The organism is Halococcus salsus (assembly GCF_009900715.1).
GTDB lineage: Archaea > Halobacteriota > Halobacteria > Halobacteriales > Halococcaceae > Halococcus > Halococcus salsus.
This window is the reverse complement of sequence record NZ_JAAAJC010000001.1, coordinates 1026759-1047262: the sequence shown is the minus strand read 5'-3', so window position 1 is coordinate 1047262 and position 20504 is coordinate 1026759. Positions and strand designations below refer to the sequence as shown.

Here is a 20504-nt window from a genome sequence, read left to right as displayed (position 1 = left end):
CAGACGGTGGTATGACCGCCGCCCTCGCGGCCGCGCTCCGCGACGAGGCACGCCGGGCGAACCAGCGTCGGCTCCTCGTGCTCGCGGGTGCGCGCGACGCGTGTCGCTCGGCGGCCCGCGAGGCGCTGGCTGGGGCCGGTATCGACGCCGCCGCGACGACGGAAGTGACCGCTCGTGAGTCGGGATCGCTCGGCCACGAACGGGTCGCGCCGAAGAACGCCGACGCGCTCCTCGGGACCACCCGCGAGTGCGTGGTGCTCGACTGTCACGACGAGTGCCGCCCGAACGCGCTCGGCCGGGCGGTCGGTGCGGTCGACGGCGGCGGCCTGTTCGTCCTCCTGACCCCGCCGCTCGACGACTGGCCGGACCGACGCGACGGCTTCGACGACACGCTCGCGGTGACGCCGTTCGAGGCCGACGACGTGACGGGAAACTTCAGAACCCGCCTCGTGGAGACGCTCCGCACTCACCGCGGCATCGCCATCGTTGACGTCGACACCGGGACCGTCGAGCGCGACGGCCGTACCGACCCGTCGCCACAGTCCCCACGAGCTATGCCGTCGGTCCCCGCCGACAGCGAGTTCCCGCGCGCCGCCTACGAGGCGTGTCTGACCGCCGGCCAGGCCGACTGTCTCGGCGCGTTCGAGCGCCTCCGAACCCCCGGCAACGCGCTGGTGGTGGAGGCCGACCGGGGTCGCGGGAAGTCGAGCGCCGCCGGACTCGCGGCCGGCGCGTTCGCCGCCGCCGGGCAGCGGGTGCTTGTGACCGCGCCGGGCTTCGAGAGCGCCGGCGCGGTCTTCGAGCGCGCACGGGAACTCCTCGGTTCGCTCGACGCGCTCGCGGAGTCCGACTGCGACGACCGGCCACGTCGGATCGACGCCGCGAACGGCGGCCGGATCCGCTTCGAGTCCCCAAGCACCGCCGTCGAGAGCGCCGCGGCGGCCGACCTCGTCGTGGTCGACGAGGCCGCCGCCCTCCCCGTCGACCGGCTCGCGGGCTTCCTCGGTGCCCCGAACGTCGCCTTCGTCACCACCGTCCACGGCTACGAGGGTGCGGGCCGTGGCTTCTCGGTCCGCTTTCGCGACCGGCTCGACGACTCCGCCCTCGACGTCGCCGAAGCGCGGCTCGACGAACCGATCAGGTACGCCGCCGGCGACCCGGTCGAGGTCTGGGCGTTCCGGGCGCTGTGTCTCGACGCACGGCCCCCCGTCGACCCGCTCGTCGCCGACGCGACCCCGGGGACCGTGACGTACGAACGGCTGGATTCGAGGGGCCTGCTCGCGGACGAACACCGGCTCCGGGAGGCGTTCGGGCTGCTCGTCGCGGCCCACTACCGCACCGAACCGAACGACCTCGCGCGCCTGCTCGACGCGCCGAACGTCTCGGTCCACGTTCTGCTTCATCGGGACCACGTCGTCTCGGTCGCGTTGCTCGCACGCGAGGGCGGGCTCCCCGCCGACCGCCGCCGCGCGGTCTACGAGGGCAGTCGGATCAAGGGCCACCTCCTCCCGGACGTGCTCACGAGCCAGCTCCGCGACGAGGAGGCGGGGGTCGCGGTCGGCCAGCGCGTGCTCCGGATCGCCACCCACGACGCGGCCCGCTCGCGCGGGCTCGGGTCGCACCTCCTCGATTCGGTCCGCGAACGTATCGAGACCGACTGGTTCGGCGTGGGCTACGGCGCGACACCGGAGCTGGTCGACTTCTGGTGGCGAAACGGCTTCTCGACGGTCTACCTCGCCACCACACGCAACGAGCGTAGCGGCGAACACTCCGTCCTGATGGTCGACCCGCTCACCGACGACGGCAGAGCCCTCCACGACCGCCACGCGCAGTGGTTCGTCGAGCGGGTCGGCGGCACGCTCTCGGACTCGCTCCGCGACCTCGACCCCGACGTCGTTCGGGCGGTCCTCGCCGGGGCCGCCGTCACCGCCGACCACGACTGCTCGCCCTACGAGTGGCGGGTCGTCGCGAGCGCGGCCCACGGCCCGGGGCTCGCGAAGACCCATCCGCACGTCTTCCGACGGCTCGCGCTCGCCCACCTCACCGACCCAGAGAGCACCGCGCTGTCGGCCCGCGAGGAGCGACTGTTGGTGATGCGCGTGCTCCAGTCACGACCCGCCTCGGCGGTCGCCGACGAACTCGGCTACGACTCCGCTCGGGAGTGTCTCCGTGGGCTCGGGGACGCCTACGAGCCACTGATCGAACGCTACGGCGACGAGGCGGCACGGGCCGAACGTGCCCGCTACGTCGACTGACTCGCTGTTCAGCCGACGAGCTGCAACAGGAACCACGCCAGCCCGATCGCTGCGAGCGACCCGACGAGGTTCGCGATCGCGTTCGCGGCGGCCCGTCCCCAGTCGTCGGCCTCGGCCAGTTGGAAGGTCTCGACCGAGAACGACGAGAACGTCGTGAACGAACCGCAGGCACCGGTCCCGACGAGGAGCGCGACGTCGCCACCCACGCCGGCGAACGTCACCAGCCCGAGCACGAAGCTCCCGACGACGTTGACCGTGAGCGTTCCGAGCGGGTAGGTCGTGTTCAGCCGCTGGCTGACGTAGCTCCGACAGAGCGCCCCGATGGCCCCGCCGGTCCCGACGAGGTGGGCGGGATGGATCTCCATCACGCGCTCGCCCCCCGTTCGGGATCGATTTCGATACGGCGGGCGAGCGCACGCCCCGCGAACACGCCTGCGAAACCGAGAGCGTAGGTCGCGACGACGTTCCCGACCATCAGGAGCGGCGTGTCGAGGAGCACGGTTTGAACGCCGAACGTGCTGTAGGTCGTGAGCGAGGAGAGAAAGCCCGTGGTGAAGACCAGCTGCATCCGTTCGGCGAGGATCCCCGTGTAGATCGCCTCGTAGAGGACGAACCCGAGCACGAAGCTCCCGACGACGTTGACCGCGAGCGTCCCCACCGGTCCCGGGACCAGCGTGGCGACGAAATATCTGAGATTCGAGCCGGAGAAGCCGCCGATGGCGATCAGGACGACCGATTCGAGCGTTCGGAGCGGGTGGGTGTCGGGCATGGCTGGCTGGAGAAGGAGTCATCAGCTGGAAACCCAGCGGTTGGGGCAGGCGGACTCCATCGCCCGATGAAGCCCCTGGGCGGCTGGTGCATTTAGTCGTTGAGGAATTCCCACGCCCGAGGCCGGTGGAGTTTACTCCCGTCGCCCGAGAGTCAGGACATGGTCGAACCCCTCGCGCTCGTCGCCCTCGGGGTCCTCGTGCTCGCCGTCGTCGGCAGCCTCTTCCCGCTGATCCCGGGCGCGCTCCTCTCGCTCGTCGGCGTCTACGGCTACTGGTACGCTACGGGCTACAGCCAGCCCGGGCTCGGGCTGCTCACCGCGCTCACCCTCATCGGGCTGCTCGCGTTCGTCGCCGACTACTTCTCGGGGGCGATCTCCGCCGCCGCCGGTGGCGGGTCGCTGGTGACGAGCGCCCTCGCCGGGGTCGTTGGGCTCGTCCTCTTCTTCCTCACCGGCCCGCTCGGGCTCGTGGTCGGGGTCGTCGTCACCGTCTTCGCCGCCGAGTTCTACCGCCACGGCGACCCGATCCGGGGTGCCCGGACCGCCGCCTACACCGTGGTCGGGATGCTCACCTCGACGATCGTTCAGGTCCTCCTGACCCTCACGATACTTGTGGCGATGCTCGCCGTGGCGTTCCTCTGAAGGGAGTTGGAGCCCTCGACGACCGAGATCGGCAGGCGTTACGACGTCGCTAGCACGCGAACGGCGTCGGCGAGAACGCGCTCCGGACGGCGCGCAAACACGAGCTCACGTCGCTGGAAGAGCGCACGCTCAAGGCGATGGACGAGTCTCCCAAGACGGACGACGAGTAGGTCGGTTTTCGGTTTTCGAGCGTCCGCGGCGGTCGCGGTCGACCGAGCGCGTCAGTCGGTCGGTTCCGTATCCGTGTGAACGACCGCTCCGTCGTCCGTCCCTGCCGACCGCCCGTCGAGCAACGCGACGAGTTCGGCCTCGGTGACCGGCCGTGCCTCGGTGTCCAGCCCCGCACCACGCGCGATTCGAACCGTACTCGGTGGGTGGAGGTTGGCCCGGTCCAGCAGGTCGTCGTCGTAGAAGATCTCTTGGGGGGTGCCACTGCTGACGACGCCCCCGTCGGCCATCACGCAGACCCGGTCGGCGATCGCGGCCGCGGTGTCGAGGTCGTGGGTCGAGAGGACGACGCTGATCCCCTCGGCGTCGATCCGGCGGATCCGGTCGGCGACCAGCCGCGAGCGCTCGGGGTCGAGCCCGGCGAACGGCTCGTCGAGCACGATCACGCTGGGGTCGAGCACCAGCACGCCGGCGAGCCCAACGAGCCGCTTCTCGCCGCCGCTCAGGTAGTGCGGGATGCGGTCTTCGAGGTGGCTCGCGTCCACGGTCGCGAGCGCCTCGCGGGCCCGCCGCTCCGCCTCGTCAGTGGGCACGCCGTAGTTGTGGAGCCCGAACAGCACGTCGTCGAGGACGGTGGGGGCGACGATCTGTGTGTCGGCGTCCTGGAAGACGAAGCCGACCTCCCGACGGGCGTGGGCCTTGTTCTCGCTCGTCACCTCCTCGCCGGTCACGCGGAGTTCGCCCTCGTCGGGCACGAGCGTCGCGTTCAGGTGTTCGAGCAGCGTCGACTTGCCCGACCCGTTGCCGCCGACCAGCGCGACGACTTCGTCGGGATGGACCGCGAACTCGACGTCGTGCATCCCGACGGTCCCGTCGGGGTAGGTGTGGGCTTCACAGCGAAGGTCGACCAGTGGCTCGGTGTCCGCTGCATCCCCCGTTGCGTCGGCCGTCGGGTGCTCGCTCATATCGTCACCACCCCGTAGGCAACCACGAGCGCGTAGGCGATGACGAGGACGAACAGCCCGACGACCGCGGCGACCTCTCTCGCTGGCGGGCGGCGGACGTCGCCGTAGAGGGTGATGTCGCCCTCGTAGCCGCGCGCCGCCATCGACTTGACGAGCCGCTCGGAGCGCTCGATGGCGGTCAGCATCGTCATCCCGAGGATCCGTGCGTAGAGCCGTCTGTTCGCCCAGAACTCCCCGAGGTTCGCCCCGCGTGCGAGCACGCTCTTCACGAGGTCTTCGAGGGTTTCGAGCATGACGAAGGTGAACCGGTAGGTCAACAGCGCGACCTGGTCGATCGGGGCCGGGAACACCCGGCCGAGGAGGTAGGCGATGTCGTTGTATTTCGTCGTCATCGACGCCGCGAGCGCGAACGTCACGACCGTCAGCGACCGGCAGGCCAGCTCGGCGAACAGCGCGGCCCCCGCCCACGTCACCGAGAGCTCGCCGACCGGGGTCGCGAGCGCACCGAGGATCGGACTCCCGGGTTCGAGGAAGGTGATCGGCCCGGCCACCGAGACGATGAACAACATCGGTAGCGTGTACCACCGCACTAGCCGTCGGTACGGGAGCTTGGCGACGCCGTAGACGAGGAGTGTCGCGGCGTAGAGACCGGCGAGAACCGCGAGCGAGTCCACGACGGTGACGGCGAGGACGAGCACGGCGACGACGCCGAGCTTGGTCCAGGGGTTCACCCGGTGGAGCGGGCTGTCACGGTGTTCGGCGTAGGCGGTGATCAGTCGCGGATCGGGGACGTGGTTCGAAAGCGTCGTCATGCTCAGGCCGCGTCCTGGCCGCTGTCCCGGTCGCTCCCGCCTCGATAGCGGATCGCGTACACGTACAACCCGACCCCGAGCACGACGAGGAGGACGACGACCGCGACGTACTCCGTGACGAGCCCACCCTTGCTGATCGGTCCGGCGATGACGACGCCGCGTCCGAGGTCGACGATCGGCCCGCCGCCCTCCTGTGCGCCCCGCTGGAGCGCCTGTCCGAACCGTTCAGCGTAGGGGAGCGCGCCGCCGGTCGAGGTGAAGCCGTAGAGCCCGGCGGCCAGACAGACCGCGAGCAAACCGGCGAGCCCGCCGTACTGCTTCCAGCGTTGCATCAGGCGCTCACCCCGTCGGTCGTGTCGCGTTCCGTGCGGGTCACGCCGGGAACGAGGTCGGGTCGGATCGAGGCGAGGAACTGGACGATGAACCCGGTCAGCAGTCCCTCGACGACGGCCACGCCGAGGTTGAGCCCGACCATGCCGGCGACGGCGATAGCGAGGTCCGAACGCGGGAGGGCGCTGCCGTTGACCCCGGAGACCACGATGATGGCTCCCATCAGGACCGCGCCCGTGGAGAGCCCGAGCGTGGCGGCGCTCGCGCTCGCGGGGAAGACGTCCCAGTCCATGCCCACCAACGTACGGAAGGCGTAGTAGGCGACGATGGCCTCGGTCGCGTTGACGAGCACGTTCGCGCCGAGCAGCCCGACCGCGCCGTGACCGAGCGCCGCGGAGAAGACGTTGACCACGAGCGCGATGACCGCCCCGAGCAGCGGCCCGGCGAGGATGCCGACGAGCCCGGTGAGGTTCATGTGGATCCCACCCCAGACCGGGAGGTTGAGCTGGAAGACCGCGAAGCTCGCCGCGGCACCGATACCCGCGAGCGCGACCTGGCTGGTTCTGATCCCGTTCTTCCGGACGCGGTACGTGGCGACCCCGAGGAGGCCGATGCCGAGAACGGTCCAGAGGACGAGCGCCCACAGCGGGAACGACCCCTCGCCGAGGTGGATGTGTGCCATATCGGTTGCTAATCGAAACTGGTTAGATAATAACCTTGCGCATAGAGAGAGCAACGTTTGCCAAGAATTGCAAAGGAAGCTGGTCGTGTTGGTAGTGTAGTTTCGAACAGGCGCGCCCGCTCGAACATGTCGTGGGTTCGAGAGACAGCCGCCCCACAGGTCGAGGGGACCGCTGCGATGGGTTACGAAGGGCTTCGGAGGACAGCGTCAGTCGTACATGGCCATCGGGTCGTCGGGGAAGTCGAGCTGTCGCTCTTCGGTCGCCTTCAGCTGCCAGTGGCGCACCCTGGTCTGGTAGAGCTGCATCGCCATCTCGTTGACCGCGTCCATCTCGCTCTCGCGGGCGATCTCCTCCGCGTCCTCGATGCTCATCTTCATGAGCTTCTTGTAGAAATCCTTCATCGACGTCCTCGGCGTTCGATGCGGGGCCGACCCTTTTGAGGGGCTCGACATGACCCGGCTCGGTCCCTCGTCGCTGCCGGCCCACCGCCTCCGACATGGGCGAAACGTTGATTATCGATCCACACAGACACACGATAGAGGGTGACAAGTGTGTACGCACACCACGGCATGGACGAGGAGGAGGCCGCGTCCGAAACCGAGCACGAATCGAACCCGGTGACGACCGTCGGCTGGACCGAACACCACACGTGTGCCGTCGGGGGGCTCGTGCTCGCCATCGCGCTCTCGGGGCTGCTCTATCCGGTGTTGGTCGCGCTCACCGAGTCCTTCGGGGTTCTCTCCACGACGGCGCTCGTCGCGACGGTCATCGTCGTCTGGAGCCTGGGGTGGATCGGACTCGAACTCCTCTGGGAGTGGCGCGCCGGTCGGTGGCAGGCCGTTCGCGACCGATAGCCCGCTCCGGTCAGGCGACCGTCCCGAGTTTGTCGGCCTGTCGACGCGCGAGTCGAGTGAGTCGTCGGAGGACGGGGTTTCGGTCGTCGGCACCGCCGGTAGCTACCGCGCTCGGTCCGGGGGTGGTGTAGGTCATCCGGAACACGTGCCCGTTCGCGACGACCTCGATGTCGGTCGTCGCACCCGCCCACCACGCGAACGCGGTCTCGCCGACCGCCGGCGTCGCGGTCTCGACGTCGTCCATCGCCCGATAGCGTTCGGGGAGGTTGCCGAGCGAACAGGTCCCCCCGAGGTTGGCCAGCGATTCGCCCTCGCAGGGCCAGAGCCGTGTCCGAAGCTTCGCCGATGGCTCCCGGACCATCCCGTAGACCGCGGTGATGGTCCCGTTTCCACGCTCGGTTGGTTCGCTCCGGTAGCGCCACCGGTCGCCCACCTCCTCCGCCAGCAACAACCGGTTCGCGGGCGGGTTCGGCGTCGCCAGCGCCGTCTCGGTTCGTGTCGGTGCCGTCGTCGTGGATCGAGCCGTCGGCCGTCGCGTCGGCGTCGAGCCCGTCGTCGCGTCGACGGTGGGGCGCTCGGTGGTCCGTCGGGTCGACGTCCCGTCGGCCGGCGCATCGGTGTCGGGCCGTCGGGTGGTCGTCTCGGTCGGGGACGATCCCGGGTCGTCGTCGTTCCCGCTGGAGAACTCGTCCGGGATCGCGACCGACCCACAGCCCGCGACGGCGACGGCACCGAGGACCGCGCCGGCGCGTTCGAGGAGCGCGCGCCTATCCATGGTCGGTGGAATCGGCCGGATACGCGTCGGTCACCGTGTTACCGTTCCCGGGTCGTCGCACGCGGTCGTCTCCGATTCCAGTCCATGTTCGTGACCGTATCCTTCACCTCCCGAACACCTGAGGCTGTCGGTCGGACGAGCTTTCGGACGGCTCGTCGGAGCCGAGTTTCCCGACCGCTCACTCGGGCGTGGGCCGTCCCGAGCGCGTGTACCGCCAGGCCCAGAGGACCAGCACGCCCTGGAGCGGGAGCCGTACCCAGAGCCCCGACCGTGCGAGCCCGCGAGCACGGTCGGGGACCGACTCGGGTACCATCCCGCTGGTCGCCATGTGGACGTTCGCCGGGAACACCGCGACCAGCAGCGCCACGATCCCCCAGGCCGAGAGCGGCCGCGTGCGCCGGACCATGACCCCGGCCCCGAGAACGACCTCGGCGAGCCCGGAGAGGTAGACGAGCCCCACCGGACGAGGGAGGGATGGCGGGACGATCCGGGCGAACGCCCTCGGGACGAGGAAGTGGAGCACGCCCGCGACCACGTAGACGAGCCCCATCACGATGCACAGCGGACTTCCGGTCCCGGTCTCATCCGTGTCGTTGGCCATAGTCCCGATCCCGGAGGGAAGGACATAGCCTTTGGCTCACACCGGTCTTCGAGGATTCCGAATCCGGGACGGTCGAGTGGTCGCCGACGACGGGAACCGACCGCAGGAACCCTTTTGGTGTCGACGCGGGATGCGGATCTATGTCCGATATCCCGTTCACCACCGCGACGTCGCTCGCAGGGCGGGTCCGCGCGGGCGACCTGTCGCCGGTCGACGTCGTCGAGACGGTCCTCGACCGAGCCACGGCCCGCAACGACGTCACGAACGCGTACGTCACGCTCGTCGAGGACGACGCCCGCGAGCGCGCCCACGAGATCGAGGCGGCCGTTGAGCGCGGCGAGGACCCGGGCCCGCTCGCCGGGGTGCCGGTCGCGCTCAAGGACCTCTTCGGTTACAAGGCGGGGATCCCGGCGACGATGGGGTCGGCGGCGGTCGGGGAGTTCGTCCCCGAGGAGAGCGCCGTCGTCACCGAACGGCTCGAAGCCGCGGGCGCGGTCGTCGTCGGCACGACGAACGCCCCGGAGTTCGGCCACAAGCTCGTCACGGAGAACCCGTTCCACGGCCGGACGGGAACCCCCTTCGACCCCGAGCGGGTCTCGGGCGGGTCGTCCGGCGGCAGCGCGGCCGCCGTGGCCGACGGCCTCGCGGCGTTCGCCCAGGGCTCGGACATGGGCGGATCGATACGCGTCCCCGCCGCCTTCTGTGGCGTCTACGGGCTCAAACCCTCCTTCGGCCGGGTGCCGACCGCCACCCGACCCGACGGGTTCGTTCTGTCGACTCCCTTCACGAGCATCGGCCCGCTCGCGCGGACCGTCGAGGACGCCGCGCTCGCCCTCGACGTCCTCTCGGGACCACATCCGCGCGACCCGTACAGTCTTCCCGCACCCGAGAAGTCCTACCGTGACGCGCTCGACCGCGACACGAGCGACCTCAGCGTCGCGTACAGCCGCGACCTCGGCATCTTCGACGTCGCCGAGCGCGTCGCCGACGTCACCGACGACGCGCTCGCCGACCTCGCGGGCGTCGTGGACGACGTCGAGCGAACCGACCCGCCCTACGACGGGTCGCTGTCGGACCTCCGATACGCGTTCACGCAGATCTCGACCGTCGTGTTCGCCTCGATGGTCGAGGGGTTCGAGGCCGAGGGCATCATCGGTGACGGCGACCGCGAGCGGCTCTCGCCCTCGGTGCGGACGATGGTCCGGATCGGCGAGGACGCCGACGCGGTCTCGTACAAGCGCGCCGACCGGCCACGGACCGACTTCTACGACGCCGTCGAGGCCGTTCTCGACGAGCACGACCTGCTCGTGACCCCGACGACGGCGGTGCCCCCGTTCGAACACGGGCGGGACGGCCCCCAGACGATCGACGAGGCGTCGGTCGCGAACCCGGTCGTGGACTGGTGTCTCACCTGGCCGTTCAACCTCCCCGGGCACCCGGTCGCGTCGATACCCGCGGGGTTCGTCGATGGACTCCCGGTCGGGCTCCAGGTCGTCGGTCGGCGACACGCCGACGAGACGGTGCTCGCGGCGAGCGCCGCGCTCGAACGCGTCCGGCCGTGGCGGGACACCTACCCCGGACGGCGCTCGTAGCTCGTCTCGAAGCCAGCCGTCGACGACGGACGACGGCCCCCTTCGTTCACCGTTCGACCGGGCGTTGCGTCCGCAACCCGCGACTTTTTTGGTTTTCGTGTCCTCGACTACTCGTGGAATATTCACAGCTCGTCGAGTGCTACGACCGTCTCGACGCCACCCCGTCGACGCTCGAGAAGACGGCCATCCTCGCCGAGCTGTTCGCCGACGCCGGTGACCTCTTGGGCGAGCTCACCGGCCTCGCTCGCGGGCGGGTCTTCGCCTCGTGGGAACCCGACGACCTCGGCGTCTCGTCGTCGTTGACGGTTCACGCCCTGAGCGACGCGACGGGCGTCGACGCGGACCGGATCGGTGACTGGCGGCGCGAGACGGGCGACCTCGGCGACGCCGCGGCGAAAGCGGTCGAGAACCGCGTCCAGACGACGCTGTTCTCGGGGAGCCTCTCGGTCCGGCAGGTCTACGACACGCTTCGGGGGCTCGCCGCGTACGAGGGGTCGGGCAGCCAAACCCGAGCGACCGACGATATCGCGGATCTGCTCGGGGACGCGAGCGCCGACGAGGCCCGGTACGTCGTTCGAACCATCGTCGGGACGATGCGGCTGGGCGTCGGCGAGAGCACCATCCGGGATGCACTCGCGAGGGCGTTTCTCGACGGCTCCGACGACGCGGTCCGGGCGGTCGAACGTGCCTACGAGGTCACGAACGACTTCCGCGTCGTGAGTGAGACGGCCCGTGACCGAGGACGCGAGGGGCTCGACGAACTCGATGTCGAGCTCTTCCGGCCGGTGAAGGCCATGCTGGCGCAGAAAGCCGAGGGTCTCGACGACGCGCTGGCGTCGACCGACCGCCCGCTGCTCGAGTACAAGTACGACGGGATGCGGGTGAAGATCCACGTCGACGGCGACGCGGTTCGGGTGTTCACCCGCCGGCTCGAGGACGTCACCGAGCAGTTCCCGGACGTCGTGGAGGCGGTGCGGGACGAGGTCGACGTCGAGAACGCGATCGTCGAAGCCGAGGTGGTGGGCTACGACCCTGAGACCGGCCGGCCGATACCGTTCCAAGAGTTCTCGAAGCGCATCAAGCGCAAGACCGACATCGACGAACTCGCGGCCGCGTATCCGGTCACGGTCCACGCCTTCGACCTGCTCTATCACGACGGCGACCCGCTCGTCGAAACGGCGCTCGCGGACCGACTCTCCCGCCTCGAATCGGTCGTCGTCCCCGAAAGCGAGACGGTCCAGCGGGCCGAGAACGTTCGAACCGACTCGCTCGAAGCGGCTGAAGCGTTCTACGGGGACGCGCTCGACGACGGCCAGGAGGGCCTGATGGTGAAGAACCTCGACGCGGGCTACCAGCCGGGGTCGCGGGTCGGCTACATGCTGAAGGTCAAGCCCACGATGGAGCCGCTCGACCTCGTCGTGGTCCAGGCCAAGTGGAGCGCGGGCCGCAAGAGCGAGTGGCTGGGGCGACTACGGTTGGCCTGCTGGGACGCCGACCGCGAGGAGCTCCGGGAGGTCGGGCGGATGTTCTCGGGTCTCACGGACGCCGAACTCCGCGAGATCACCGACAAACTCGAACCCCTCATTCGGTCCGTGGAGGGTCGAACGGCGAAGCTCCGTCCGGAAGTAGTCGTCGAGGTCGAGTACGAGGCGATACAGGAGTCCACGAAATACGATTCGGGCTACGCACTCCGTTTCCCTCGGTTCGGCGGCTTTCGCGACGACCTCGGCCCCGAGGACGCCGACCGGTTCGAACGGGTGGAACGACTCTACGAGGACCAATGAGACACCGAGAGACACGACCGAGCCGGCCCGTGCGAGCCGTGCGGTCGGAGGGGCACCCTCGATGAGCAGCGGTGTCAGCCTCCGGGACGGCGTAGAGATAACGCTCTCGACGGGCGAGACGTTCGTCGCGGACGCCACCGAACCCGCGGGCGACGTCGTGGGACTGAGCCACGCCCACGGCGACCACCTCTACACGCGCGCCCCCGAGGCGGTGGTCTGCTCCGACGTCACGGCTCGGCTGGCGAACGCGCGCCGCGAGGACGAGGCCCCCCTCACCCGGACCACCCATCCACGAGTCGAGCAGGTCCCGGCGGGTCACGTGCCGGGCTCCCGAGCGACGGTCGTCGACGACCCCGACGGGACCACCTACCTCTACACGGGCGACTTCTCGCCGCGATCCAGGTTTCTGCTCGACGGGTTCGACGCGGGCGCGGTCGCGGACGAGTACGACGTCGACGTTCTGGTCACCGAGACCACGTATGGAAAGCCCGAGTACGTCTTCGACGACCAGGCGGTGCTCGAAGCGCGTATCGTCGACTGGCTGGACGAGACCCACGACACGCCCGTCCTGCTCTTCGGCTACACCCTGGGTCGTGCCCAGGAGCTCGAGCTCCTGGTCGGGCGCTCGAATCGTGAGCGGCTGTTCGTTACGGACGCCACGGCGCGGCTGAACGCGATCATCGAGGACGCCTACGACGTCGACTTCGGGGCCGAACGCTACGAAGAGGCCACCACGCTCGGGGCGGGCGACGCGCTGCTCCTCCCGGCACAGACCAACCGGCTCTCGTTCGTCGACTCGATCGCCGAGTCGACCGGCGCGCTGAAGGCGGGCTTTTCGGGCTGGGCCATCGAGGAGTCGTTCAAGTATCGGGGGAGCTACGACGAGATATTCGTGCTCTCGGACCACAGCGACTTCTCCGAGTTGGTCGACACCGTCGAGACACTGGAGCCCGAGCGGGTCTACACCCAACACGGCTTCGCCGACGCGTTCGCGACCCACCTCGAAGCCGAGTTCGACCTCACCGCGCGGTCGTTGAAGAACAACCAGACCGCGCTGAGCGACTTCTGAGGGGTGTGTTCGCCCGCTCACCGTGCGGACGGACGACCGTTGCTCGCGTGCTGGCTTCCGGCCGTCGTTCGCCGAACGCTATGGTCGTCTCCCGATCCCTCCCGAGCCACGGAAGCGGATAGAACCCGGGGTGACGATAGTTTTTTCATCTCTGAACGCGGTGTACGATTACGTGCGTCCGCACGCAAAACTATGACAGACGACACTACCAACTCCGGGGAGGGGGTCCTCGAACTGATCGGGCGAGTCGAAGGCCAGGTTCGCTCACGACGAGAGATGATGGGCGACGCGCTCAAAGTCGGAGCCGGCGCAACCGCGCTCTCGGCGCTCGGTGCCGGGACCGTCGGTGCCAACAGCGGTTCGGGCTCCGGCTCGGGTTCGGGCGACGACCCGAGCGACGTCGACATCCTGAACTACGCGCTCGCGCTCGAACACCTCGAGTACGCGTTCTACGACGAGTTCCTCGCCAACCACTCCGAGTGGGAGGTAGAGAGCTCGGCGGTCGCGAACTACTTCGCCCGCCCGACCCTCCAGTACTCGGTCTACCAGCAGATCGAGGACGTCCGGGACCACGAGAAAGCCCACGTCGACGCGCTCACCGAGACCATCGAGCAGCTGGGTGGCACACCGGTCGAACCCGCCGACTACGAGTTCCCCTACGACTCCATGGAGGAGTTCGTCGCCGTCGCCGACCGTCTGGAGTCGGTCGGCGTCTCGGCCTACGCCGGCGCGGCACCCATGATCGACAGCGAGGAGGTCCTCACGGCCGCGCTCTCGATCCACAGCGTCGAGGCCAACCACTGGACCTACTTCCAGCTCCTCCACCTCCAGCGCCCCGCGCCGAACGCGTTCAACCCGGCCCGGACGATGGAGCAGGTGCTCCCGATCGTCAAGCAGTTCATCGTCGGCGCGAGCGGCGGCAGCGGCGACGACTCCGAGGGTGACGACGGCGTCGAGGGCGACGTCGTCCGACAGTTCACCGTCCAGCTCTCGGGCGACAACGAGGTCCCACCGGTCGATACCGACGCCAGCGGCGAGGCGGGGCTCACGCTCGTCGATACCGGGGACAGCTACGCGCTCCGATACGACCTCTCGGTGATGAACATCGAGGACGTCACCGCGGCCCACTTCCATCTCGGTGGGTCAGAGGAGAACGGCCCGGTCGTCGCCTTCCTCTACGGTCCGAACGAGGACGGCACCAGCGAGGACGGCCAGATCGCGAGCGGGACGATCACCGAGTCCGACCTCGTGGGTCCGCTCGAAGGCAAGACCGTCTCCGACCTGCAGTCGATGGCCGACGAGGGGCTCTACGTGAACGTTCACACGACGGCCAACCCCGACGGCGAGATCCGCGGCCAGGTCCCGCTCGAATAGCTGGTCGGTCGACGACACCGATCCACACCACGAACGGGCCGTGACACGCACCGTCCGCTCGACTTTCTTTCGTCCGAAACCGGTCTTCCCTACCGGTAGGTTTCGAACGCGTCGAGAAGCATCTCGACGAACCGGTCGCGGTCGATGTCGACCGCCACGTTCGCGTTCGGGGCCTCGACGTTCGGCCAGTCGTCGCTCACGCCGCGGACGTCGGCGACCGTTCGACCGTAGGTCGACTCGCCCTTCGTCTCCACGGTCGTGAAGGTGTACTCGGTGTCGAGGACCCCCGGTTCGACGATTTCGGCGACGGCACACGCGTCGTGGATCGGGACGCCGTCCCACTCGAACGAGGCCTCGTAGACGTCGAGGAAGTAGGTCAGCAGGTCCGCGACGACCGTCGTGACCGCGGCGTCCAGCTCGCGGATCCGCGCCACGTGGTCGCGGTCGAGACGGGCCTCGCGGGTGACGTTCAGCCCGACCATCGTGACGTCGACGTCGGCTTCGAAGACCACTTTCGCCGCCTCGGGGTCGGCGAAGATATTGAACTCCGCGGCCGGCGTGACGTTCCCGTCCTCAGTTGTGCCACCCATCAGCACTATCCGTTCGATGTCCTCGACGATGTCGGGATGTTTCCGGAGCGCGACGGCGACGTTCGTGAGCGGTCCGACGGGCGCGATGTGGAGCGCCCCGCTCTCGGCGGCGGTTTGGGCGATCGTCTCGACGGCGTGTCGCTCGATCGGCTCCGTTTCCGGCTCCGGGAGGTCCGCCCCGTCGAGGCCGCTCTCGCCGTGGACCCAGCCGGCGGTGACCTGGTCGCGAACCAGCGGGGCTCCCATGCCGCGGGCGACGGGGACGTCGGTCCGGTCGGCCAGAGTCAGCACGCGGCAGGCGTTCCGGGTCGTCTTCTCGATCGTCTGGTTGCCGGCGACCGTCGTGACGGCTTCGAGGGCGACCCGATCCGACGCGAGCGCGAGCAACAGCGCCATCGCGTCGTCGTGGCCCGGGTCGCAGTCGACGAGGAGGTCCTTCATGGCTCCGCTGGATGCCACGTCGGTAAATAGCCATCCACTCCGCGGGGTCCGAGTGCGAGGGGGTGGGGAACGACTAATACCGCCCCCTGCGTTTCGCGGCTGTGGCTGTTCCATCCAGACCCCTCCCGAGCGGCGACGAACTACCGATGGTCGGGCTCGGTACCGGCGGGCTCGGCACCGAAGCCGTCCGAACCGCCCTCGACATCGGCTACACCCGCCTCAACACGGCCGAAGCCTACGGCAACGAGACCGAGATCGGCGAGGCCATCGCCGACGAGGAGCGCGAGGACCTCTTCCTCACCTCGAAGGTCCGTCCCGCGAACCTCCACTACGAGTCGGTGATCGAGGCCTGCGAGGACTCGCTCGACCGGCTCGGGACGGCGTACCTCGACCTCTATCTGGTCCACTGGCCGAACCCCGCGATCTCGCTACGCGAGACCCTCGACGCGATGGGGACGCTCCACGAGGAGGGGAAGGTCCGGAACGTGGGCGTCTCGAACTTCAGCACCTACCAGCTCAGCAACGCGAACCACATCTCGGACGTTCCGATCGCCCTCAACCAGATCGAGTTCCACCCGTGGTTCCAGCGGCCCGACCTCGTCGAGTACTGCGAGGAGACCGACGTCGTCGTGGAGGCCTCCGCGCCGCTCGCACGAACGGAGGTGTTCGACGAGGAAGTCGTCGGGGAGCTCGCTGAAAAGTACGACAGAACGCCGGCTCAGGTCGTCCTCCGGTGGGCGTTCGAGCGCGGCGTCGCGACCATCCCCGGGTCCGGGTCGGCGGAGCACCTCGAAGCCAACCTCGCGGTCTTCGACTGGGAGCTAGAGGAGGCGGACCACCGACGTCTCACCGACCTGGATCGGGACCGGGCGGTCTACGAGCCAAATGCACCCGACTGGATGGGCGGGATCTTCGACATCCCTCACTGAGAAGGTCCTCGTCGCTCGAACCCGTGTTCAGGCCATGTTCCGGCAGGTCTCCGCACAGCGGGGCAGGACCTCGGCGCAGGCCTGGCAGTGGTCGTGGTCGTGTTGCTCGCACTCCTCGGCACAGGCCTCACACGCCTCGGCACAGGCCTCGGCGACCTGGGAGCTGAACGCGGAGTCGCGGACGCACAGCCGGGCACACAGCGAGGCGAGGTCGGCGACGTCCCGGCAGAGTCGGAGACACTCGCTCATCTCCTCGCCGTGACCCGCACACTCGTCGGCGCACCACTCACAGACCTCCGCGGCCTCGATACAGGTGTCGACGCACGTTTCCATCTCGTCGCTCAGACCGATCTGCTGAACTACCATTGCACGTCGTTTGAGGGCACGACGGTTTTCCTGCGTTGTGGGTAACGACCACCGAACGACGGACGTCCCCGACCGAACGATCCGAAAACGTGCCGGGACTATGTTTTGGAAAACGAGGCTTCACTGGCGATCGTCCGTCCGGTCGCGACCGGGATCGACGACATCGACCTGGGAGTCGTTCGGTATCGCCGACGACGCCGTCGGGAGACCGAACCGTCGATCGGGTCGGTCGGTATCACTTCCGTCGGTCCCACCACCGAAAACCACGACACGCGGTGGCCACGTCGGACGTATGGTTCGGATCGCGGCGACGTGTTCGCGAGTCCGGCGCGTCAGTGGCGAGACGCGATAGCGCACGACGCACCCGATGGATCGTGAACGACGAGTCCCGTCGATGTGGCCGGATAGCGGCCGTCCGAAGCCAAAAGGTTCCTATGCGATGGGACCGTATGTTTCGGCATGACCGCAGCCTCAAATAGTGTGGTGGCGTCGAAAACCGAGCTCTTCGAACGTATCCTCGGAAACGAATCGGGGGAGACCTTCGTCGTCGGCGTCGACAACGAGACGACCGAAGCGCTTCTCGACGTTCTGGGAGAGTTGGACGACTCGCCGACGGTGCGGTTGCTCGCGGCGGAGTCGGTGCTGAAAGGGGTACGCAGCGACTTCGTTCTCGCAAGCACGGCGGCGGAGCTCGTCGAGGCCGGCACGCTCGAACTCCGGACGAGCGACGAGCCCGTCGGAACCGGACTGGTCGTCACCGACGACCAGCTCGTCTCCCTGGTCCCCGCGGGCCGGTACACCGCGGGGCTGGCGACCGACGACACGACGTTCGTCGACGAGGCGAACGAACACTGGCAGGGGAGCTGGGAGCGCAGCGACGAGTTCGGCCTCCGGACGCCGGCGCGCTCGCAGGTCGAGGAGTCGCTGACCGAGGCGTTCGGCCCGGAGGTCGAGACCGACTTCCGGACGATGGTCACCGCGCTCCGAACCGCCCGCGGCAGTGGGAACGAGGGACTCGACGAGGTCGGCGCGAGCCTGCTCGTGGCGGCCAAACACGAGGCGCTGCTCTACGACATCTCGAAGTGGGGCGAGGACGTCGGCGTCGCGAGCAAGGCGACGTTCTCGCGGATGAAGACCACGCTCGAACAGCAGGGGCTGATCACGACCGAGAAGGTCCCGATCGACGTCGGCCGACCGCGGCTCCGACTCCTGCTCGCCGACGACCGCTTCGAGGGCGCGAGCGCCGAGGAGATCGCGAGCGCGGCGCACGGCTCGCTCTCGCGAACGCAGACGTAATCCCGGTCGCCGTTAGCCGAATTTTTCGTCTCCCGACGGCGGGGGCAATGCGACTCGCTTCGGTACGACTTTGAGTGAACGTCCACTCGCATCGGATAGAACGATCACTAATGACACGAGGGAACGCGAACGACCGGGACGACGGCGTGTGGCTCTCCCGCCGTCGGCTGCTCGGCGCGACCGGCGCGCTCGCGGGGGCGGGCTATCTCGCGAGCGCGGGCGGACGGGCACAGACCGCATCGACCATCGAGCTCGGGGGGGAGATCGCCGGCTGGCGGGGGCGATCCCCCGAGGAAATCGCCGACGAGACGAATCCGACGCTCCGGCTCGAAGCGGGCCAGGAGTATCGGATCACGTGGACGAACCTCGACGGTTTCGGCCACAACCTCGCGCTGCTCGACGACGACGGCGGCGTCCTCGAACGCACGTCCGTGATGAGCGAGGAGGGCGAGAGCCAGAGCCTCACGTTCACCGCGAGCGAGGCGATGGCCGAGTACGTCTGTGAGCCACACGAGGGGTCGATGCGTGGGGCGATCAGCTTCGGAAACGAGACCGTGACCGAGACCACCACCGAGAGCGACAGCGAACCCGTCGTCCCCGAGGGACCGACGGTGGCCCTCGACCGGATCGCCGGTGGGTTCGAGGTGCCGACGGACTTCGCCGCCCCGCCGGGCGACGGTCGGCGGTTCGTGCTCGACCTCCCGGGCCAGGTCTACGTCCACACCGACGACGGACTGCGCGAGGAGCCGTTCCTCGACGTGGGCGACCGGCTGGCCGAGCTCACCGCCGAGCGGGGGCTGCTCGGTATCGCCTTCCACCCCGAGTTCGCGGACAACGGCCGGTTCTACCTGCGCTACAGCGCCCCGCTCGCCGACGACGCGCCGGCGGAGTTCTCCCACACGGAGGTCCTCGCCGAGTTCACCGTGGACGAGGACGGCGAACACGCCGATCCCGACTCCGAACGCGTGCTGCTCGCCATCGACGAACCGACGCCGTACCACAACGGCGGCGCGATAACCTTCGGCCCGGACGGCTACCTCTACGCCTCCTACGGCGACGGCGGCAGCCCGAAGGACATGGGACCGGGGCACGCCGAGGACTGGTACGAGGCGAACGGGGGCGGCAACGGCCAGGACGTCACCGAGAACCTGCTGGGGAGCGTCCTCCGGATCGACGTCGACGGCGAGTCGGACGGCAAACCCTATGGCATCCCCGAGGACAACCCACTGGTGGGCGAGGAGGGCCTCGACGAGCACTACGCCTGGGGCTTTCGCAACCCGTGGCGAATGGGCTTCTCGAACGGCGAGCTCTACGTCGCCGACGTCGGACAGAGCCGGTACGAGGAGGTCAACAGGGTGGTGAAGGGCGGCAACTACGGCTGGAACGTCCGGGAGGGCACCCACTGCTTCGGAACCGAGAACGTGAGCGATGTTCCGGACGAGTGCCCCGACTCGACGCCGCCCGACGTCCGCGGGGGCGAGCCCCTCCGGGACCCGGTCGTCGAGTACCCGCACCAGCGCGACGGCGAGTTCATCGGCATCTCGGTGGTCGGCGGCTACATCTACGGGAACGACGCGATCCCCGGGCTCGAAGGCAAGTACGTCTTCGGCGACTACAGCCAGAAGGGGAACCCACGCGGGTCGCTGTTCGCCGCGACCCCGACCGAGGACGGCCAGTGGGACTTCTCGAAGCTTCGGATCGCGGGTGCCGAGAGCGGCGCGGTGGAGGGCTACCTCATCGCCATCGGTCGCGACGAGACCGGCGACCTCTACGCGCTGACCTCCGCCGGCGACCTCGGCGGGGCGGTCCACCGGATCACGGCCGCCGAGGGCGAGGCCGCGTCCGACACTGCGGCGGGAACGCAAAACGCGACGGCCGCGACGGAGGCGACCGGGACGGCATCGACGAGCTCGACGGCCGGCCCGACGACCGGGTCGGGAACGACGGGCGCAGTCACGGACCGCCGCACGAGCGCCGCGACCGACACGTCCCGAGCGGCCACCGGCGCGGAAACGAGCGCGGGAGCCCCCGCGACGAGCGCTCGAACGGGTGGTTCCGGGGCGAGCGCAAACGGCGACACGAACGGGAGCGGCGGGAACGCGAGCAGTGAGACGACCGCGACCGACGGCCCCGGGTTCGGTGTCCTCGCCGCGCTCGCCGGGGTCGCGGGTCTCGCCGCGCGTCGGCTCGGACGGGATCGGTAGAACGT

The 20504-nt window shown here is 69.0% G+C and carries 21 protein-coding genes and 1 riboswitch; of the genes, 10 read left to right on the top strand and 11 right to left on the bottom strand.

The window, feature by feature from the left end; genetic code table 11:
• Positions 1 to 11: 11 nt before the first annotated feature.
• Positions 12 to 2255: a tRNA(Met) cytidine acetyltransferase TmcA gene (gene tmcA / locus GT355_RS05475; protein ID WP_160133679.1), complete on the top strand. Its 2244-nt coding sequence runs from the start codon at positions 12 to 14 to the stop codon at positions 2253 to 2255.
• Positions 2256 to 2263: 8 nt separating this feature from the next.
• Here the strand turns inward: tmcA and crcB are convergent, their stop codons facing one another.
• On the bottom strand, positions 2264 to 2623 hold the full coding sequence (gene crcB, locus GT355_RS05470) for a fluoride efflux transporter CrcB (RefSeq protein WP_160133678.1): 360 nt from the start codon (positions 2621 to 2623) through the stop codon (positions 2264 to 2266).
• Positions 2620 to 3024 (bottom strand): fluoride efflux transporter FluC, encoded by a 405-nt coding sequence (locus GT355_RS05465; protein WP_160133677.1) that lies wholly within the window; start codon positions 3022 to 3024, stop codon positions 2620 to 2622. The genes crcB and GT355_RS05465 overlap by 4 nt, the downstream gene beginning before the upstream one ends.
• A gap of 5 nt (positions 3025 to 3029) precedes the next feature.
• A riboswitch (Fluoride riboswitch) is annotated at positions 3030 to 3097 on the bottom strand.
• Between the two features lie 86 nt (positions 3098 to 3183).
• On the opposite strand from GT355_RS05465, the gene GT355_RS05460 reads away from it, so the two are divergent.
• The gene (locus GT355_RS05460) at positions 3184 to 3666 is read left to right on the top strand and encodes a DUF456 family protein (protein ID WP_160133676.1); all 483 of its coding nucleotides are present in this window, start codon (positions 3184 to 3186) and stop codon (positions 3664 to 3666) included.
• Positions 3667 to 3887: 221 nt separating this feature from the next.
• Here the strand turns inward: GT355_RS05460 and GT355_RS05455 are convergent, their stop codons facing one another.
• The 5 genes from GT355_RS05455 to GT355_RS05435 form a co-directional block, all read right to left on the bottom strand.
• Positions 3888 to 4799, bottom strand: coding sequence for an energy-coupling factor ABC transporter ATP-binding protein (locus GT355_RS05455; protein WP_160133675.1), 912 nt, complete (start codon positions 4797 to 4799; stop codon positions 3888 to 3890).
• Entirely contained in the window at positions 4796 to 5611 is an 816-nt protein-coding gene (locus tag GT355_RS05450; RefSeq protein WP_160133674.1) for an energy-coupling factor transporter transmembrane component T family protein, read from the bottom strand. The genes GT355_RS05455 and GT355_RS05450 overlap by 4 nt, the downstream gene beginning before the upstream one ends.
• 2 nt (positions 5612 to 5613) lie before the next feature.
• Positions 5614 to 5943, bottom strand: a complete 330-nt coding sequence (locus GT355_RS05445) for a cobalamin transport operon protein (protein WP_160133673.1) — start codon at positions 5941 to 5943, stop codon at positions 5614 to 5616.
• Positions 5943 to 6623: an energy-coupling factor ABC transporter permease gene (locus GT355_RS05440; protein ID WP_160133672.1), complete on the bottom strand. Its 681-nt coding sequence runs from the start codon at positions 6621 to 6623 to the stop codon at positions 5943 to 5945. The genes GT355_RS05445 and GT355_RS05440 overlap by 1 nt, the downstream gene beginning before the upstream one ends.
• Positions 6624 to 6830: 207 nt before the next feature.
• On the bottom strand, positions 6831 to 7025 hold the full coding sequence (locus tag GT355_RS05435; RefSeq protein WP_120071115.1) for a hypothetical protein: 195 nt from the start codon (positions 7023 to 7025) through the stop codon (positions 6831 to 6833).
• A gap of 141 nt (positions 7026 to 7166) precedes the next feature.
• On the opposite strand from GT355_RS05435, the gene GT355_RS05430 reads away from it, so the two are divergent.
• Positions 7167 to 7478 (top strand): hypothetical protein, encoded by a 312-nt coding sequence (locus GT355_RS05430; RefSeq protein WP_233553931.1) that lies wholly within the window; start codon positions 7167 to 7169, stop codon positions 7476 to 7478.
• Between the two features lie 10 nt (positions 7479 to 7488).
• On the opposite strand, the gene GT355_RS05425 is transcribed toward GT355_RS05430, so the two are convergent.
• Both GT355_RS05425 and GT355_RS05420 read right to left on the bottom strand, forming a co-directional pair.
• A complete protein-coding gene (locus GT355_RS05425; protein WP_160133671.1) occupies positions 7489 to 8253 on the bottom strand; it encodes a hypothetical protein in 765 nt (254 codons plus the stop codon).
• Positions 8254 to 8431: 178 nt separating this feature from the next.
• Positions 8432 to 8854, bottom strand: a complete 423-nt coding sequence (locus tag GT355_RS05420; protein WP_160133670.1) for a DoxX family protein — start codon at positions 8852 to 8854, stop codon at positions 8432 to 8434.
• A 140-nt stretch (positions 8855 to 8994) separates the two neighbouring features.
• On the opposite strand from GT355_RS05420, the gene GT355_RS05415 reads away from it, so the two are divergent.
• The 4 genes from GT355_RS05415 to GT355_RS05400 all read left to right on the top strand — a co-directional run bounded on the left by GT355_RS05415 (position 8995) and on the right by GT355_RS05400 (position 14673).
• On the top strand, positions 8995 to 10446 hold the full coding sequence (locus tag GT355_RS05415) for an amidase (protein ID WP_160133669.1): 1452 nt from the start codon (positions 8995 to 8997) through the stop codon (positions 10444 to 10446).
• 113 nt (positions 10447 to 10559) lie between these two features.
• Positions 10560 to 12230: an ATP-dependent DNA ligase gene (locus tag GT355_RS05410; protein ID WP_160133668.1), complete on the top strand. Its 1671-nt coding sequence runs from the start codon at positions 10560 to 10562 to the stop codon at positions 12228 to 12230.
• A 61-nt stretch (positions 12231 to 12291) separates the two neighbouring features.
• A complete protein-coding gene (locus GT355_RS05405; protein WP_160133667.1) occupies positions 12292 to 13299 on the top strand; it encodes an MBL fold metallo-hydrolase in 1008 nt (335 codons plus the stop codon).
• Positions 13300 to 13491: 192 nt separating this feature from the next.
• Positions 13492 to 14673: a ferritin-like domain-containing protein gene (locus GT355_RS05400; RefSeq protein ID WP_160133666.1), complete on the top strand. Its 1182-nt coding sequence runs from the start codon at positions 13492 to 13494 to the stop codon at positions 14671 to 14673.
• 89 nt (positions 14674 to 14762) lie between these two features.
• Here the strand turns inward: GT355_RS05400 and GT355_RS05395 are convergent, their stop codons facing one another.
• Positions 14763 to 15704 (bottom strand): nucleoside hydrolase, encoded by a 942-nt coding sequence (locus tag GT355_RS05395; protein ID WP_160133665.1) that lies wholly within the window; start codon positions 15702 to 15704, stop codon positions 14763 to 14765.
• A gap of 101 nt (positions 15705 to 15805) precedes the next feature.
• Here GT355_RS05395 and GT355_RS05390 point away from each other — a divergent pair, with 101 nt between their 5' ends.
• The gene (locus GT355_RS05390; RefSeq protein WP_160133664.1) at positions 15806 to 16633 is read left to right on the top strand and encodes an aldo/keto reductase; all 828 of its coding nucleotides are present in this window, start codon (positions 15806 to 15808) and stop codon (positions 16631 to 16633) included.
• Between the two features lie 27 nt (positions 16634 to 16660).
• Here GT355_RS05390 and GT355_RS05385 read toward each other — a convergent pair whose 3' ends face one another.
• Positions 16661 to 16999: a four-helix bundle copper-binding protein gene (locus tag GT355_RS05385; protein ID WP_120071093.1), complete on the bottom strand. Its 339-nt coding sequence runs from the start codon at positions 16997 to 16999 to the stop codon at positions 16661 to 16663.
• Positions 17000 to 17458: 459 nt separating this feature from the next.
• On the opposite strand from GT355_RS05385, the gene tbsP reads away from it, so the two are divergent.
• A complete protein-coding gene (gene tbsP / locus GT355_RS05380; RefSeq protein ID WP_240145722.1) occupies positions 17459 to 18295 on the top strand; it encodes a transcriptional regulator TbsP in 837 nt (278 codons plus the stop codon).
• 110 nt (positions 18296 to 18405) lie between these two features.
• On the top strand, positions 18406 to 20499 hold the full coding sequence (locus GT355_RS05375; RefSeq protein WP_160133663.1) for a PQQ-dependent sugar dehydrogenase: 2094 nt from the start codon (positions 18406 to 18408) through the stop codon (positions 20497 to 20499).
• The last annotated feature ends 5 nt before the right edge of the window (positions 20500 to 20504 follow it).